The sequence below is a fragment of the Aeribacillus composti genome (assembly GCF_007827555.1).
Lineage (GTDB): Bacteria > Bacillota > Bacilli > Bacillales > Aeribacillaceae > Aeribacillus > Aeribacillus composti.
The window spans coordinates 39,646-54,743 of the sequence record NZ_VISS01000029.1 but is presented as its reverse complement, the minus strand read 5'-3'; the positions used below and the strand labels follow the sequence as shown (position 1 = coordinate 54,743).

The window sequence follows — 15,098 nt, the reverse complement described above, 5'->3', positions numbered from 1 at the left end:
GACATCTTTAAAAATCAAATGAATAAATGGTTGGCCACTATACCTAATTATATCAAGCAATGCTTAAATATTTCTGTGTGCGAAAGTTGAGTTAATAATTTTTAAAAGCGATGGTTCTTTTTCCAAGTTCTTATAAAATCTATCAGCAATTAAATCAATTTTTTCTATTACGAATGGCTGTATAGCATTAATAATCTGTAAATCTTTTTCTGTTAGGTCGATCATTAAGATTTGCCTTTCAATTTCACTGCCTTTCGTGATACTTATATTGCCTTTCCCTTGATCAAAATTAAAATACGAATTTTCTTGCTTTGTTCTTTTGAAAATCACCTATATTTCACCCCGTTACAACATGTAGGCATGTGCCAATACGAATAAATCCCGAAAAATACAACAATACATAACATTTTTGAAAATATTTTACATCATCCGTTCCAAAAATGTTGGGATGATTTTGGATAACCAACCCTATTATCTAACTAGCTGTATAAGGCAATTAAATATCATTTAGCTTCTTTATGTACCTATTCACGCTGCGAGTACGGATGGCAGTGAAACGATATTGAGCGGCTAGAGCAGAAATAATAGTTTCCACAATTTTAACCATCGTACCAAATGAGTTTTTTCTTCTGCTTAATTTGTTATAAATTATTCAGTTTCAACCGACATGCTGCACTTGTTCGGCATGGGGTTGACCCTCCTCTTCGATTTCCAACTCTCTTAAAATTTTATCGCGATATTTTCGGTTTTGACGTGTTCCTGAAATAATTTCAGAAAGGCGGCTTAACGGGATTTTATGCTGCTCGCAAAACTCCTTATGGGTCATTTCAAGTTCTGCCAAGCGCCGCTTGATTTTCCACCCTAACGGAGTGATGCGTTGTTTGCGAACCGCCATTTAAATCACTCCTTTCTATGATCATTCTGTTTCCCTATGCCGAATTTTGGTAGAATGAAAGGGAGTCATAACTATATTGAGGATTAGAATTCGTTATGAGATGTTGATTCAAAAATCTATTGCTGATTAACTATGTCCTGGTGCTATCTCCGAAAGATTTTCATGTATAACGAGGACGGAGAAACGCAGCAGGAGCTTTTATCATCCTTAAAGCTTCACATCGACCAGATTGTTCAGGAGATTAAGCCTGCTCATCATGTTGTAAAACCAAACTGTGGATAAATAAAAGAACCAAGTTCCTCAATTCATGCCAGTACTAGCTCTATTTAGAGACTATCTATATTTCGGAGAATTTAATGCAGATGGTATTAAAAAACAGTGAAGCATTTCCATTTGTATATCTTCAACTGATTGATGTAGTTGGGAACAAGTTGTTTTCTCGATGCTTCAAATTGGCAATTTTTAAAGGACAGATGATTCAACAGTTTATGTATGAATTTGAAAGTATTTATACAACAGCTCAAAGGACTATTTTAGATAGCAAAACTCTGCTTGATGCTTCGAATGGGTATAGCCTTTGATTGAGCTCGTCTATTTCTTTCATTGTTATGATCAATAATCAGAAGGCTTTCCGGGCATATAGAACATTTGATATGCTGCATTTTTCAGTCAGCACGCTGTACCTGTTTCATCCAAAGCATCTGCACCGGAACAACAGCTTGCTTATTCCAATCATTGGATCGCGATGCTATTGTTGTACAATGATTCAACTGCTAGTTCAGTTTCAAGGCTGCAAAAGCGGTTGTGATGATTAATATAGAGGATAAACCGCTGCGCACTGATTATTTAAACGGATATATAGTCCATCGGTAACTTTCATGAAATGACCCTATGACGGTTCTTTTGGACCAATGGACTAGGAAACTTACGCAGATTGTCGAGCTTTCACATCTATTTACACTTTATTTTTGTTTGACAAGGTAATCGGTTACCACTTTTGATTACATTATATATTCCTATAAGACGAAAATCAACAAAATATTCCTTTAGGACTAAAAATATTTCTTTTAGGAAGATTATAGAGAGGTTGACAAAAAATGAACGATTTCAAAAAGGAATTGGGCAGTCGGATAAGACGAATTCGTAAAGAAAAAGGTTTGACACTTGAGGAAATGGCAAAAGCTACTGGTATTACGAATAGCGCACTAAGCAAAATTGAAAGAGGAGCAGTTTCAGTTTCTGCTGAGAATCTATCATTAATAAGCAGAGTTTTAGGAGTGAGTAATGATTTCTTGCTATACGGCGAGGCTTATTTGACTAGTGTTCCGATTTCTGAAACTAATGATAAATTTACGTCAAATTCTTGTTTACAAGAAATGACTGACCGTGCTTCAGCTGAAGACGATAAAATTAAAAAATCTCCATTGTTTAAAAGATTTCAGGATTTAACCATAAAATGCTTGAAAGGCGAAAACAGTTCGGTCAGCTTAGATCCTGAAGCACTAATGAATCTATTTAAAGCCTCAGCTGCTCTTTTTGCCGATCCATCTATAAAAGTTAGTGAAAACGAAATGATCGATCAACAAAATGACAAAAACGAACTTTCTCCAGAAGAGCAGGAACTAATCGAAATCCTCCGTCAATTGGATGACGGCGACAAATTTGAAATTATGACTATTGCCAGAATGAAAAGAGACATCACTAAAAGGTATGGCAAACGAAAAAAGGGGATGTCATCTACATCGATTTCCGAGGGGGCTGCCGCATCTGAAAAACGTTATGATAAGTTTGCTTAATTTTATATTCCAAAATGGTAAGTATGTTACCATTTTTAAAAATTGAGCAGGTCTCGTATTTTCCCTTAACAGGTAGACAGTCAAATGTAATGATTTTATGCTCCTAACCGTCTACATGGGAGGGTATTTTTTAAAGCAAAGAAAGGATAAACGTTTCAATTTTTATCAAAGCATTTATTTTATAATGAAGGTTTGGATTTATTTAGGCGTTTTGTAACTGAAAGACAATATTATACTAAAACCGACAATTTAAATATGTAAGTGAATTTCGAAACGGATTGACCTTATTCTAAGCGGAAATTGTTGTCAATACGAACCTTTCACGAAAGTGTAATCGAGTACACTAAAACCATTCAACTAAAGAAGAACTATTAAGGGCATCCTGGCTGGTGTACTATTCGTTTTGGCTGGTATTTTCATTACGACACGAGAGAGACATGGGGCTGTCCAGAAAATCAAATCCCATTAAAAACAAAAATCATAAACATCGATATATCAACGTTTCTAAAACATTAAAGGGGGCGTCAATAAGCCGTAAAAACGACTTATTAGACACCCCCATCTTATGAGACCTTCAGGATACAAGGCCAACCAGCTGCAATTTGCGCTTTTTCAACAAGTGCATCCAAATGACGGATTATTTTGTCGTATATTGCTTGGATAATAAATTCGCAAATTGTTACATGATCCGATATACATCCCCAGTTCGCCTCTAGAGAACCACAGAAAATGGAGAAGAGAAAAATTAACTCAACTTGCTCGTTTATTAAATTCCTCCCTCAACCTCTTCCGGTAAAAAATCTCATTATATGGGAAAAAATATAAAAAGTATGTTGGCCGATCTGACAAAACAACGTTGTATCATTTTTTATTTCGTTAATATAAAAGCAAACATTCCATTCTCATTATGTAAATTTTTTTACATAGGAGGGGTTTAGATGTCAGAGGTGATTCGGAAAACGATTTTATTATTGCAAACTATTCAGCCGAACGAAAATAAAGAAGAGTGGAGTACTACGGAAATCAGTAAAAAGCTCGGTATTCCCGTTCAAACGGTGCACCGATTGCTGACTTGTTTAGAAGAGTATGGATTTGTGTATAAAAACAAACAAACGAGAAAATTCCGTCTAGGCCTTACATTGCTTCAATTAGGTCTTTCCATACGAGACAATCTATCGGTTCGTAATGCTGCAGTACCAATTATGGAAAAGCTGGCCCAAAAAACAAAGGAAAGTGTGTACTTGACCGTACCGGAAGGATGTGAAGGCGTGTTTATTGATTGTGTTGATTCGCCTCATTGGCTTAGAATTGTCGAACCGATTGGAATGCGTCTTCCTTTATGCGTAGGTGCTTCGAAAAAAGTGATTTTAGCATACTTGGAAGAGAAAACAAGAAGCCAAGTGATTAAAGATCTTGTAAAAAATGGAAGGATAAAAGACGTGGATCATCTTCACCGACATTTAATGTTAATTCGAAAGCATGGATATTGTATTTCTTTCGGGGAAACAACAGAAGGAACCGCCAGTGTGGCAGCTCCTATTTTCTCTTGGGAAAATAAAGTGATCGCCTCTTTAAGTGTTGCCGGGCCGGAAACGCGTTTTACGAAAGATGAGTTAGCCGGTTTAATATCTACCACAATCAGAGCCGCAAATGAAATTTCCGAAGAACTAGGCTGGGTACCAAACAGATGACCAAAGGATGAAAAAGTCCATCCTATGGGAGAAAAGGTAACATGGTTTTTGTAATTTTCCCAATATTCGATAAAATGAGCTTTTTTTTGGGAAAAAATTATGGAATATTGTATATAACCACAACCTCTCACAAAAAGTTCCAAAAATTTTTCAACGACTGGAGGGAAAAAAGATGTGCGGGATCAGTGGTGTCATCTTTAAAAATCCAAATCACAAAAGGAAAACAGGCGAAGTCATATTGGCAATGCTGGACAGTTTGTTTCGAAGAGGTCCTGATTCAACAGGAGTTGCCATTCTCCATCCAAAGGAAGAGAACGTCTTATATGTTGATGTGAATTATGAAACAAGGGGCAACGGGGAGAAAATCATTTCCTTCTTAAAAGATAAAGCAGATGTGCTGTATTCATCTGATCATGGCAATTACGTCAGAACAAAAATTTTCCATTCAGGAGATATCCAACATATTGTTCAAGGAATCAGTCAGCTGGACGAAGACATTTCAGTCGCAAACATCGGAGAATCGATTGAAGTGTTGAAATCTTTAGGGGGAGCTCATCTTTTAGATGCGCAATTTAAGCTTTCCGTATATGACGGGCAAGTTGCTGTAGGCCATACAAGAATGGCGACAGAAAGCAAAGTCGATATTTCCCATTCGCAGCCGCTCTGCTGCAATTCTTTCAAAGATTTAACGATTATTCACAATGGCCATGTGACAAACTACATTAAATTGAGAGCATACTACGAAAAGAAAGGCTATCAATTTATAACCGGAAACGATTCGGAAGTGATTGCCGTTTATTTAGTAGATGAAATGAAGAAAGGAGCCAGCTTAAAAGAAGCAATGACAGCATCTGTTCATGATTTAGACGGCTCTTTTAGCTATATTGCTGTTACGCCGACAGCAGTCGGTTTAGCAAAAGAACCTTTTAGTATGAAGCCGATTGTGCTTGCGGAAACTGATGATTTCATCGCTTTTGCTTCTGAAAGCTTAGCAATTACAAATGGCTTTGGGGAAAGCTTGCCAGTAAGAGAACCAGGGGCAGAGGAGGTATTGGTATGGAATCTGTGAAAGAAAGTATAGTAATTGATTGCAAGAGTGAAACGGTGACTTCAATCAACCAAATGATTCGGGATTTTGCGAAAAATAATATAAAGGAGGTCATCATCGAAAACCCTCTCGCACGCCATAACCTTGGAGTATGCATAACAGATCCGATTCATCTCATTTATAACGGAGATGTCGGCTACTATGCAGTGAGTTTATGTGATAAGGTGACAGCGACCATAAACGGGAATTGCGGCTGGGCAGTTGGTGAAAATTTAATGAGCGGAGAAATTGTCGTAAATGGAAATGCAGCGTCTTCCTGTGCAGCTTCGCTGAGAGGCGGTATCGTAGTTGTCAAAGGAGAGGCAGGCGCCAGGGCGGGAATCAGCATGAAGGGAGGGACTTTAATTATTGGCGGTAATACCGGATATATGACCGGTTTTATGATGCAAAAAGGAAAAATGATTATTTGTGGAGATGCTGGGAAAGCGCTGGGAGATTCCATGTATGATGGAGTGATCTATGTTGGCGGGAAAATTGCGGAGCTGGGGAATGGAACAAAGGTAGAGGAAGTGTCGGAAGAGGAAAAAGATGAGATAAAGAGTTTGCTTGATTTCTATCAAATAGAACCGCCGCCCTCTTTTCAAAAAATTGTTCCTAACGGCTTGCTTCATCATTTTAATAAAAAGGAGTTTCGCGTATGGAAAGAAATCTTATAAGAAAAAGCAAGGTGTGGAGTCCGGAAAAAATTGAAGAAATTCAAGAAAAAGCTCAGATTGGACGATATCGCATCCGCGGCCAAGCTACAAAAAGAATGGACTTACCTTCCTTTGACGATCTCGTCTTTACTCCGGCAGGACTGTCAAGGGTACCGCTGGAAGGGTATCGGGAGCGATGCGATACAAAAGTTGTTATAGGAGAAGGAAAGGTGAAACGTCCCCTCGTACTCGAAACACCGATCATGATTGCAGGGATGAGTTTTGGGGCGATTAATGCTCATTCTAAAAAAGCGCTTGGCATTGCAGCGACTAGATGCGGCATCAGTACATGTACGGGCGATGGGGGCATGCATCCGATAGAACGTGAATATTCGGAGAAATTGGTCTACCAATTGCTTCCGAGCCGCTACGGTTTAAATCCTTATGATTTGAAAAAAGCCGATGCGGTAGAAATTGTCGTGAGCCAAGGCGCCAAACCAGGTACGGGCGGAACGCTTCTTGGACATAAAGTTTCTGAAGAAGTGGCAAAAATGCGGGATCTTCCTGCAGGAGTCGATCAACGAAGCCCGTGCCGGCACCCCGATTGGATGGGGCCAGATGATTTAGGGGTAAAAGTAGAGCAAATTCGGGAAGCGACTGATTATGAAGTGCCGATCTTTATTAAAATTGGGGCCGGACGCGTTTATGATGATGTAAAGCTGGCGGCAAAGGTTGGGGTGGAAGCAGTCGTCATTGATGGAATGGAAGGAGGAACCGCTGCCTCACCGGAAATCCAATTGGATCATACAGGGATTCCGACCATTTCCGCTGTAGTTGAAGCAGCTCAAGCACTTTACGATATCGGTATGAAGCACGAAGTAAAGCTAATTATCGGCGGCGGAATCAGCAATGGCGCTGATGCAGCGAAAGCCATCGCACTAGGTGCGGATGTCGTTTATATGGGTTCAGCAATGTTAATTGCCCTTAATTGCCAGCGGCCAATTTATATAGAAGACTACCATGCCTTAGGGACAGAACCTGGTGCATGCCATCATTGCCATACGGGTAAATGCCCGGTCGGTATTGCGACACAAGATCCTGAGTTAATGGCGAGATTAGATCCTACAGCTGCCGCTGAAAGAGTGGAGAATTATATCAATTCGATCACGATGGAAATGCAAATTTTTGCAAGATCGTGCGGAAAAAGCAGAGTCAGTGATTTAGATCCTACCGATTTGCGCTCGTTAACATTAGTCACCTCCTATATTACAGGAGTTCCTCTAGTAGGATTAGGGGGCAAAAAACCGTATTTTGCAAGCCTTGACCATGGGAGTTCATTTAAAGATCTTTTAAAAGTGTAAAAAATAAGGGATGGTGATGATCATTGATCGGTATAGTGGAAAGCAATAACAAGGTGTTGGAGGAGACGTTAAAATATATCGAAGGTAAAAAGATCAAATTGGCGTTAGCCTCCTTTTCGGATTTGAACGGTTCTTTACGTGCGAAATTAATTCCTTCCTCCCGTTTACAGTCAGTCTGCCAATCAGGGGCTGGATTCGCCGGTTTTGCTGTAGGCGATCTCGGCCACGGACCGCATGATCCCGATATATTGTGCATCCCTGATTTGCGTTCTATGACTATATTACCGTGGAATAAAGAGATTGCTTGGTTTGCCGGAACTTTAACGGAAGATGGAACTCCTTGGCCGTTTTGTACGAGAACGATTTTGTTAAATGTGCTGACGCAAGCAAAAAGCATGGGATATACGATGAAAACGGGAGTGGAACCGGAATTTTTCCTTGTGAAACAGGGAGAAGACGGGAAAATTGCCCCGTTTGATGAACAGGATAAAGAATTGAAACCATGTTACCAACAGCAGGCGCTTATGAGAAATATCGAATTTTTAGGCACTTTGATTGAGTATATGAATGAATTGAAATGGAATGTCACACAAGCAGATCATGAAGATGCCAATGGACAATTTGAAATCAATTTTGATTTTTCAGATGCGGTGACGTCTGCTGATCGGCATACATTTTTTAAATATATGATTAGAACCATGGCAGAGGAACGAGGACTAATCGCCACGTTTATGCCGAAGCCATTTTCCAATCTGACCGGGAATGGCTGCCATATGCACTTAAGCTTATGGGATGAGCGGGAAGAACGAAATGTATTTGAAGATGCTCATGATCCAAAAGGCTTTGGATTGTCTGCAGTCGCGTATCATTTTATTGCAGGTATTCTCAATCATGCAAAAGCCTTGGCTGCTATTGTCTGTCCAACTGTCAACTCTTACAAGCGGCTAGGAGCGTTAAATTCCTCATCTGGATCTACATGGGCTCCTAATTTTATTTCTTATGGAGGGAATAACCGCACACAGCTTATTCGCATTCCTGATGCTGGAAGGATTGAGTTTCGGGCCATGGACGGTTCCTGTAATCCGTACCTGGCGACTGCTGCGATTTTAGCAGCGGGATTGGACGGCATCGAAAAGCGGATGGATCCAGGAGATCCATTTAACGGAAATTTATACATGTTCCATTCGATAGAAAATGAATTTGACAAATTGCCTTCTACATTGAATGAAGCGATTGAAGCATTAGAAAGCGATGAAGTGTTAGTCAAGGCACTAGGGGAAACATTTATGGAGACCTTTATTAAACGAAAAAAGGCTGAATGGAAAGAATATCATGACTATGTCAGCGAATGGGAAGTTGAAAAATATTTAAAAGGCTACTAAAAACAAATCGTATTGATTTATATGGAGGAATTCGTATGAATTATGACGGGATGTACGATGTGATTGTTATTGGAGCAGGTTCTGCAGGAAGTGCTGCAGCCTATTATTTAGCCCAAAATGGTCAAAGCGTGTTGATGATTGATCAATTTTCTGTTCCAAATTCCTTTGCAAGCCACGCCGGGGAAACAAGAATGCTGCGATTTGGTTATGGCCAAGGGGAAAAATATGTTGATTTAGTTAAAGAAGCATACCGGTTATGGATGGAACTGCAAGAGCAAACAGGAAAAACGTTATTTTATCAAACAGGCACTTTAGTTGTCGGCGAACGCGATTCATCTTTTGTCAATGAAACGATTCAAAGCTCTATTCATCACAACCTCCCAATTGAAATGTTCACAGCAAGCATGGTGATGAACAAATGGCAAGGCATTCAAATTCCCGAAGATTTTACTGCCTGTTTTGATCCCCAAGCAGGATTTTTGTTATGTGAAGTATGTATTCAAACTTATAAAGAAGAAGCTTTAAAACTGGGAGCCAAACTGTTGGAAAACAATCCTGTCTTAAAGCTGTCCATTCAATCGGATATGTCGGAGGTCATTACGGAGAAGGGACGTTTTCAAGCAGCCAATTTAGTGATCACAGCTGGTGCATGGATTCCGAAATTATTGCCGGAACTCGATTTTCCGATCCAAGTGATCCGAAAACCTGTTGCATGGTTTGCACCGTTGGAGGATGGACTATATGATTTTGGTCAATTTCCTGCTTTTGTCTTTGACACAAAAGAAGGTCATTATTATGGTTTTCCGAATTTTCGGAAAACAGGTGTAAAAATAGGACGTCATGACATGGGGATTGAAAGTGATCCAGATTCCGTGAACAGACTATTTGGTTCTTACTGTGAAGATGAACGTGATGTACGAAGCTTTCTTGAAAAATATATGCCGCAGGCTGCCGGCGAGCTGACCGATGGTAAAATTTGTTTATATTCACTTACTCCTGATAGCGACTTTATTATCGATTTTCATCCAAACTTCAGCAATGTGTTGTTAGCCGGTGGATTTTCCGGACATGGGTTTAAGTTTGCCAGCATCGTTGGGAGCATTTTAGCAGATTTAGTCACGCTTGGGAAAACAAAACATGATATTTCCTTTTTTCGATTAAATCGTTTTGAACAAATCGCTACCGAAAGCTAGAGTAATGAAAAAAGTAAGGAGGAGGATTCCTATGGATGGTTTCGTAAAGAAAAGAGCTTCAATATTTTTCGTTTTTCTTCTTTATCTTTTATTCCTTTTTCCGATTTCAGCCTTTGCGCAAGAGAACGAGCCGGTGGTTGATACGGGGGATACAACTTGGTTGCTCGTAGCAGCGGCTATCGTTATTTTTATGCATGTACCTGGTTTGGCTCTCTTTTATGGAGGGCTTGTAAGTGAACGGAATGTTGTATCAACGATGATGCACAGCTTTGTCAGTCTTTTAACTGTGACCATTGTTTGGGTGCTATGGGGATACAGCCTCAGCTTTGGACAGGATGTAGGGGGAATCATTGGAAAACTGGACTACCTGGCATTTAACGGAGTAGGAGGAGAGGCTGCTTTTGGTTCATTAACCATCCCTCATTATATATTTGCCATTTTTCAAGGTGCATTTGCTGCTATAACGGTTGCGATTATTTCCGGAGGAATTGCAGGGCGTATTTCTTTTCCTGCATGGGTAATGTTTTCGGTTTTATGGATCACCTTTGTTTATGCACCAATGGCTCATTGGGTATGGGGAGGCGGATGGCTTTTTGCCATGGGCGAACTTGATTTTGCTGGAGGTACGGTTGTTCATATACTTTCCGGTGTTAGCGCATTAACAGCTGCACTCGTAATTGGGCCGAGATATGAACATATGAAGAAAAATGATGCTCCTCATAATATTGTTTTATTTCTTATTGGAGCGGCCACTCTTTGGTTTGGCTGGTTCGGTTTTAACGCAGGAAGTGCACTTAGTGCAAATGGTATTACCGCTCTTGCCTTTGCCAATACACAAGTTGCCGCAGCAGCCGGGGGCTTGGGATGGCTGATCATAGAATGGATGGTTCGCAAGCGCCCGACGCTAGTAGGAACTGCCACTGGGGCAATAGGCGGTCTTGTTGGCATAACTCCAGCAGCAGGATTTGTCACAATCCCTTCAGCTTTGATTATTGGACTTGCATCCGCCCCTATCTGCTATTTTGCTATCCATTTTGTGAAAGCACGTCTAAAATATGATGATACGTTAGATGCTTTTGGAGTACATGGCATCTGCGGAATATGGGGATCCATTGCAACAGGACTTTTTGCTACTAAGTCAGTGAATCCGGCAGGGAATAACGGTTTGTTTTATGGAAATCCTGAACAGCTGTTCCATCAGGTTATAGGAGTGATTGTGGCTGTTTTGCTTGCGGCAGTAGGAACATATATTGTTTTGAAAATTGTTTCGCTGTTTACACCGTTGCGTGTGAAAAAAGAAGACGAGCTGCTTGGCCTTGATTTAAGCTTTCATCAAGAACCGGCTTATTCAGATGTTGATCAGTCGATAGAAGAGAAGGGTAAATCAAACGATATTGCTTCTCAAATGTCCTAGCATGGCAATGTATTTTTCATTGGTTGTCAAAACGGCAAAGCTATGACCAATTCAATTGTATACGCATAAAAGAATCCTCACCTGATAAACAGTGTGAGGATTCATGTTTGTTTTGATGAATTTGTAAAAACACAACAAGTAGATTTCGACAAAGAAAAACAGCCGATTATTGTTAATTTTTTATACTGTAAAGAAAAAGATTAAAAATCTGTCGTCATGTGATCGTTTTGTTCTCTTATTTCTTTAAAACTATTTTAAGCAAAAAATATACAAAAGGGTGTGGAGCTTGTTTCTGAAATATCTTTCGACTAATCGGAAGGCAGGGCTCCCTCCTCTCGTAAGGCGATTTATTCGGCTAACGATTCTCTTTTTTTGCATTTCAGAAACAAGTTATTGGCACAAACAGTTATATTTCAGATCAAGTGATACAAATTATTCAAACCAAGGAACACCAATTAACGTGCGGCCAATCCATTCGCGCAATATTTCGTTTGTGGGTCCCATGACTGCATCTGCTCGACCGTCACGCAAAAATTTTTCCACTTGCCCGGTTAGATATCCTCTTCCTCCAGAAACTTGTAATGCTTGATTTGTAACTTGTATGACTATATCTGCTGCATGAGTTTTGAGTTCCCAAAGCGGGTATAAGCATTCTGACAATTCTTTTCCACTATTTAAACATTGATCCATCCCTTCAGCTGTACGATAAAGCATGCTTCTTGCACTATCGATTAAAATTTGCGCTTTTGCCAATTCGTGGCGAATGACTTGGTAGCCGGCAACTGATTTTCCTGTATCTTTATGGACTTTTTTCTTTGCCTGGTCAATTGCTGCATTCAAGGCTCCTTGAGCAATACCAACCCAGCAAGCACTTGTGCCTAATAAAAAGAGCGGATCAATGACGTTTTCATTATAAACATTCATTCCGCCTTCAGTCCCAAGACGATTTTCAATAGGGACAAAGACATCTTTAAACTTCATCGGTCCGCTTGAATTTCCGCGAAGCCCCATAGCTGAAAAAGGAAAATATTCGATTCCCTTCTGATTATGATCTACAATTAAAAACATTAATGGATCGTCTTCTATGCTATTTGGATAATTGGTGCAAACAATATACCAATCCGCCTCGCCCGCACTGGTGACAAATGATTTTTCCGCATTTAACAAATATCCGTTTCCTTTGCGGGGAGCCGAACTAACAACATTCCAGAAGTGGCTTCCAGTCGCTGGTTCACTAAAGGCTAATGCGCCAATCTTTCCCTTTAGCACCCCAGAAATATAACGCTGCCGCTGCTCTCTAGTTCCAGCTGTATAAAGCGTTTGGACGGCAGCAGTGTGCATAACCCAACACATAGTAGTGGAAGCGCAATATTGAGAAAAACTTTCGGCTAACAAAGCAAATCCAGTTAGTCCAGCGCCAAGGCCTCCGTCGTCAACAGGGATTGTAACTGCTCCAAATCCAGCATCCGCAATTGCTTGTAAGCTTTCCCGAGGATAACGGCACTCCTTGTCTGAAATAGAAGCACGGGGCAGCAGCTCCTTTTTGCCTAATTCATGTGCTTTTTCAATTAGTTTTTCGAATCCTTCTGGGTAAGACCACCATTTTGGAATTTGCATAATTTCTTCCTGCAGTTCTGTCTGATTGACTACCATTGACATCACTCCTTTTTAAAGGTTACTGTTAAGAATGTTAACAAAAATTACAATATTATGAATATTGTGCTTTTATTTTTACATAGACGATTCTTTCAAAGAAACAGAGATTTCCTAAATAGTGGGAATAAATCAAAAACCTTGTCATTACATTTTACAATGATTCGGTACTCTCCCTGTCTCCTTTCCGTGTAAAACATCGTTGCTGATCTCATTATTGGCGCTAATAATGTTAAGTTCTCAAAGAAATAAAATTTCATTGCCTGCTCATGTTGAATGATCCGAAAGGAAAAGCTCTAATTGTCAGAACATTTTACAGATTTTTGTGAATATTCCCGCCATTTGAGAAAAAACGGTTGTGAGAACGTTACGGTTGTTATTATGATAGGATCATCAGAGTTATAAAATAATACATTTTTTGTTACAAAACATAACATAACTCTGATTATAAAAATTGAAAAAGGAGAGTGGAAAGAATGAGTGAATCAGCGGTAACAGCTATGGATCATCAATTTTTAAGTCAAAAGCCAGGAATTCAGCTAATAAAAGCTGGAACGTATGAAAAAATTGAGTTGAACAATGTTTTGAGTATACCGGCTTTGAAAAGTCAAATTATTGACGTTCCGATTAGCCCATTAGAGAAGCCTTTAACAATTGGATATTTCTCTATGCAAAAGTCGGAAGAGTTTGAATTTTTGTATACTTACTTAGAAGTAAAGGTAATTATAAAGGGGCAGATCATCGTCAGAGATGAACAAGGAAACAAATATGTAGGGGAAGCGGGAGATGTTTTTATCTTTACCCCTGAAACGAAAGTGATCTTTGATGCTGAAAGCGATGGAGATGCGATTTATACGGCACATCGATTGCCGGAGCCAACATTTTTAAATTAAACAAATGAAAGAATTTCCCCTTGTCGTAACGCGGCTTCATGGGGAGGTTCTTTCATCCAGTTTTGATCGTGAGGAGGAGAGAGGGCAGTGAGTGTAAAAACGACTAACCAACATATGATCAAAGAAATTCCGCTTATTAAAAGGTTCCCATTTCCATTTCAAAAGGACTCTTACAGGTATTCTAATAATGCGAGGCCTCTAGAATCCGGGAAACTTGCAGATATTACTCCCGAATATTTTGAAGAAATAGATAAAAAGCGTCAAATACTATTAAACCACCATGAACGTGCTTTTCAATCTTTAGAACATTCAATCGATGGACAGTGGGAAGTGCTGGAATTTTTAATAGATGAACTTGCCATTATTTACCCTGAGTATTTCTCGGTTATAAAAAATGGTCATGAATGGACGTTTGAAAATAAGCTTTTGGATGAGAAACATACATTTACTTTTGGCGATCTATCGACATTGCCCTACGAGCCTTTAGATTTTATCGGCAGACACGTTCAAGAGGATCTCATTTTTATGGGGCAAAGAGACGGTGATTTATATATGGATGCAGGACAATTGTGTTTTCCTGCCAATTGGTCGATTGCCTTTGATATTGGCATGACTTACACCGAGTTCCATTCTCCTGTACCGGTTTTTTTCGACAGCGGTTTAGCGAAAAAAGTCCTCAATTTTCTTTTGAGAATCGAGGCAGGGAAACCGTGGACACGGTTAAACTGGACTTTAACAGTGGAGCCAATCCTTGACACGTTCCCTGAGAATTTTGATGAATGGGGTCCAAAAAAGGAAAAGGTAACTTCAGAAAATGCCGGTCAGCTTGTCCACTTAAGAGTGGAGGATCAAAGGCTATTTCGTATGCCGCGAAGCAATGGGATTTTATTTAGTATTCATACTCATTTAATATCACTTGATGAGCTGAAAAAAAATGAAGATTGGTTGAAACGTTTTTTTCGAGTTTTAAAGGATTTACCTGACTATATGGCTGAATATAAAGGATTTAGTTTATACAAAGGAGAAATCATTCGCTATTTAGAAAAAAGCTTGACAGATTGAAATTGGGAAAATTGG

At 39.6% G+C, this 15,098-nt stretch carries 13 protein-coding genes; 10 read left to right on the top strand and 3 right to left on the bottom strand.

Going from position 1 to position 15,098, the window contains the following annotated elements:
* Positions 1 to 63: 63 nt before the first annotated feature.
* Both FB379_RS14410 and FB379_RS14405 read right to left on the bottom strand, forming a co-directional pair.
* The gene (locus tag FB379_RS14410) at positions 64 to 330 is read right to left on the bottom strand and encodes a protoglobin domain-containing protein (RefSeq protein ID WP_242009341.1); all 267 of its coding nucleotides are present in this window, start codon (positions 328 to 330) and stop codon (positions 64 to 66) included.
* Positions 331 to 658: 328 nt separating this feature from the next.
* On the bottom strand, positions 659 to 895 hold the full coding sequence (locus tag FB379_RS14405; RefSeq protein ID WP_063389449.1) for a hypothetical protein: 237 nt from the start codon (positions 893 to 895) through the stop codon (positions 659 to 661).
* A gap of 1,097 nt (positions 896 to 1,992) precedes the next feature.
* Here FB379_RS14405 and FB379_RS14400 point away from each other — a divergent pair.
* The 8 genes from FB379_RS14400 (at position 1,993) to FB379_RS14365 (ending at position 11,475) form a co-directional block, all read left to right on the top strand.
* On the top strand, positions 1,993 to 2,691 hold the full coding sequence (locus tag FB379_RS14400; RefSeq protein WP_144598256.1) for a helix-turn-helix domain-containing protein: 699 nt from the start codon (positions 1,993 to 1,995) through the stop codon (positions 2,689 to 2,691).
* 938 nt (positions 2,692 to 3,629) lie between these two features.
* Positions 3,630 to 4,382, top strand: a complete 753-nt coding sequence (locus tag FB379_RS14395) for an IclR family transcriptional regulator (RefSeq protein ID WP_063389445.1) — start codon at positions 3,630 to 3,632, stop codon at positions 4,380 to 4,382.
* A gap of 172 nt (positions 4,383 to 4,554) precedes the next feature.
* Positions 4,555 to 5,451: a class II glutamine amidotransferase domain-containing protein gene (locus tag FB379_RS14390; RefSeq protein ID WP_063389444.1), complete on the top strand. Its 897-nt coding sequence runs from the start codon at positions 4,555 to 4,557 to the stop codon at positions 5,449 to 5,451.
* The gene (locus FB379_RS14385; protein ID WP_063389443.1) at positions 5,439 to 6,146 is read left to right on the top strand and encodes a GltB/FmdC/FwdC-like GXGXG domain-containing protein; all 708 of its coding nucleotides are present in this window, start codon (positions 5,439 to 5,441) and stop codon (positions 6,144 to 6,146) included. The genes FB379_RS14390 and FB379_RS14385 overlap by 13 nt, the downstream gene beginning before the upstream one ends.
* Complete coding sequence (locus tag FB379_RS14380; RefSeq protein ID WP_063389442.1) at positions 6,128 to 7,486, top strand: FMN-binding glutamate synthase family protein; 1,359 nt, start codon at positions 6,128 to 6,130, stop codon at positions 7,484 to 7,486. Before FB379_RS14385 ends, FB379_RS14380 begins: the two co-directional genes overlap by 19 nt.
* A gap of 23 nt (positions 7,487 to 7,509) precedes the next feature.
* A complete protein-coding gene (glnT, locus tag FB379_RS14375) occupies positions 7,510 to 8,868 on the top strand; it encodes a type III glutamate--ammonia ligase (RefSeq protein ID WP_199757349.1) in 1,359 nt (452 codons plus the stop codon).
* A gap of 35 nt (positions 8,869 to 8,903) precedes the next feature.
* A complete protein-coding gene (solA, locus tag FB379_RS14370) occupies positions 8,904 to 10,061 on the top strand; it encodes an N-methyl-L-tryptophan oxidase (RefSeq protein ID WP_063389441.1) in 1,158 nt (385 codons plus the stop codon).
* A 31-nt stretch (positions 10,062 to 10,092) separates the two neighbouring features.
* Entirely contained in the window at positions 10,093 to 11,475 is a 1,383-nt protein-coding gene (locus FB379_RS14365) for an ammonium transporter (RefSeq protein ID WP_066251084.1), read from the top strand.
* 432 nt (positions 11,476 to 11,907) lie between these two features.
* On the opposite strand, the gene FB379_RS14360 is transcribed toward FB379_RS14365, so the two are convergent.
* Complete coding sequence (locus FB379_RS14360) at positions 11,908 to 13,128, bottom strand: acyl-CoA dehydrogenase family protein (protein WP_144598255.1); 1,221 nt, start codon at positions 13,126 to 13,128, stop codon at positions 11,908 to 11,910.
* A gap of 476 nt (positions 13,129 to 13,604) precedes the next feature.
* On the opposite strand from FB379_RS14360, the gene FB379_RS14355 reads away from it, so the two are divergent.
* Entirely contained in the window at positions 13,605 to 14,021 is a 417-nt protein-coding gene (locus FB379_RS14355) for a cupin domain-containing protein (protein WP_066251087.1), read from the top strand.
* 87 nt (positions 14,022 to 14,108) lie between these two features.
* A complete protein-coding gene (locus FB379_RS14350; RefSeq protein ID WP_235600511.1) occupies positions 14,109 to 15,083 on the top strand; it encodes a heme-dependent oxidative N-demethylase family protein in 975 nt (324 codons plus the stop codon).
* Positions 15,084 to 15,098 lie beyond the last annotated feature (15 nt).

Excerpts from the sequence above, each read along its gene's own strand:
- solA (WP_063389441.1), top strand. The coding sequence starts at position 8,904 with ATGAATTATGACGGGATGTACGATGTGATTGTTATTGGAGCAGGTTCT.
- FB379_RS14380 (WP_063389442.1), top strand. The coding sequence starts at position 6,128 with ATGGAAAGAAATCTTATAAGAAAAAGCAAGGTGTGGAGTCCGGAAAAA.
- FB379_RS14365 (WP_066251084.1), top strand. The coding sequence starts at position 10,093 with ATGGATGGTTTCGTAAAGAAAAGAGCTTCAATATTTTTCGTTTTTCTT.
- FB379_RS14395 (WP_063389445.1), top strand. The coding sequence starts at position 3,630 with ATGTCAGAGGTGATTCGGAAAACGATTTTATTATTGCAAACTATTCAG.
- FB379_RS14385 (WP_063389443.1), top strand. The coding sequence starts at position 5,439 with ATGGAATCTGTGAAAGAAAGTATAGTAATTGATTGCAAGAGTGAAACG.
- FB379_RS14355 (WP_066251087.1), top strand. The coding sequence starts at position 13,605 with ATGAGTGAATCAGCGGTAACAGCTATGGATCATCAATTTTTAAGTCAA.
- FB379_RS14390 (WP_063389444.1), top strand. The coding sequence starts at position 4,555 with ATGTGCGGGATCAGTGGTGTCATCTTTAAAAATCCAAATCACAAAAGG.
- FB379_RS14405 (WP_063389449.1), bottom strand. The coding sequence starts at position 895 with ATGGCGGTTCGCAAACAACGCATCACTCCGTTAGGGTGGAAAATCAAG.
- FB379_RS14400 (WP_144598256.1), top strand. The coding sequence starts at position 1,993 with ATGAACGATTTCAAAAAGGAATTGGGCAGTCGGATAAGACGAATTCGT.
- FB379_RS14360 (WP_144598255.1), bottom strand. The coding sequence starts at position 13,128 with ATGGTAGTCAATCAGACAGAACTGCAGGAAGAAATTATGCAAATTCCA.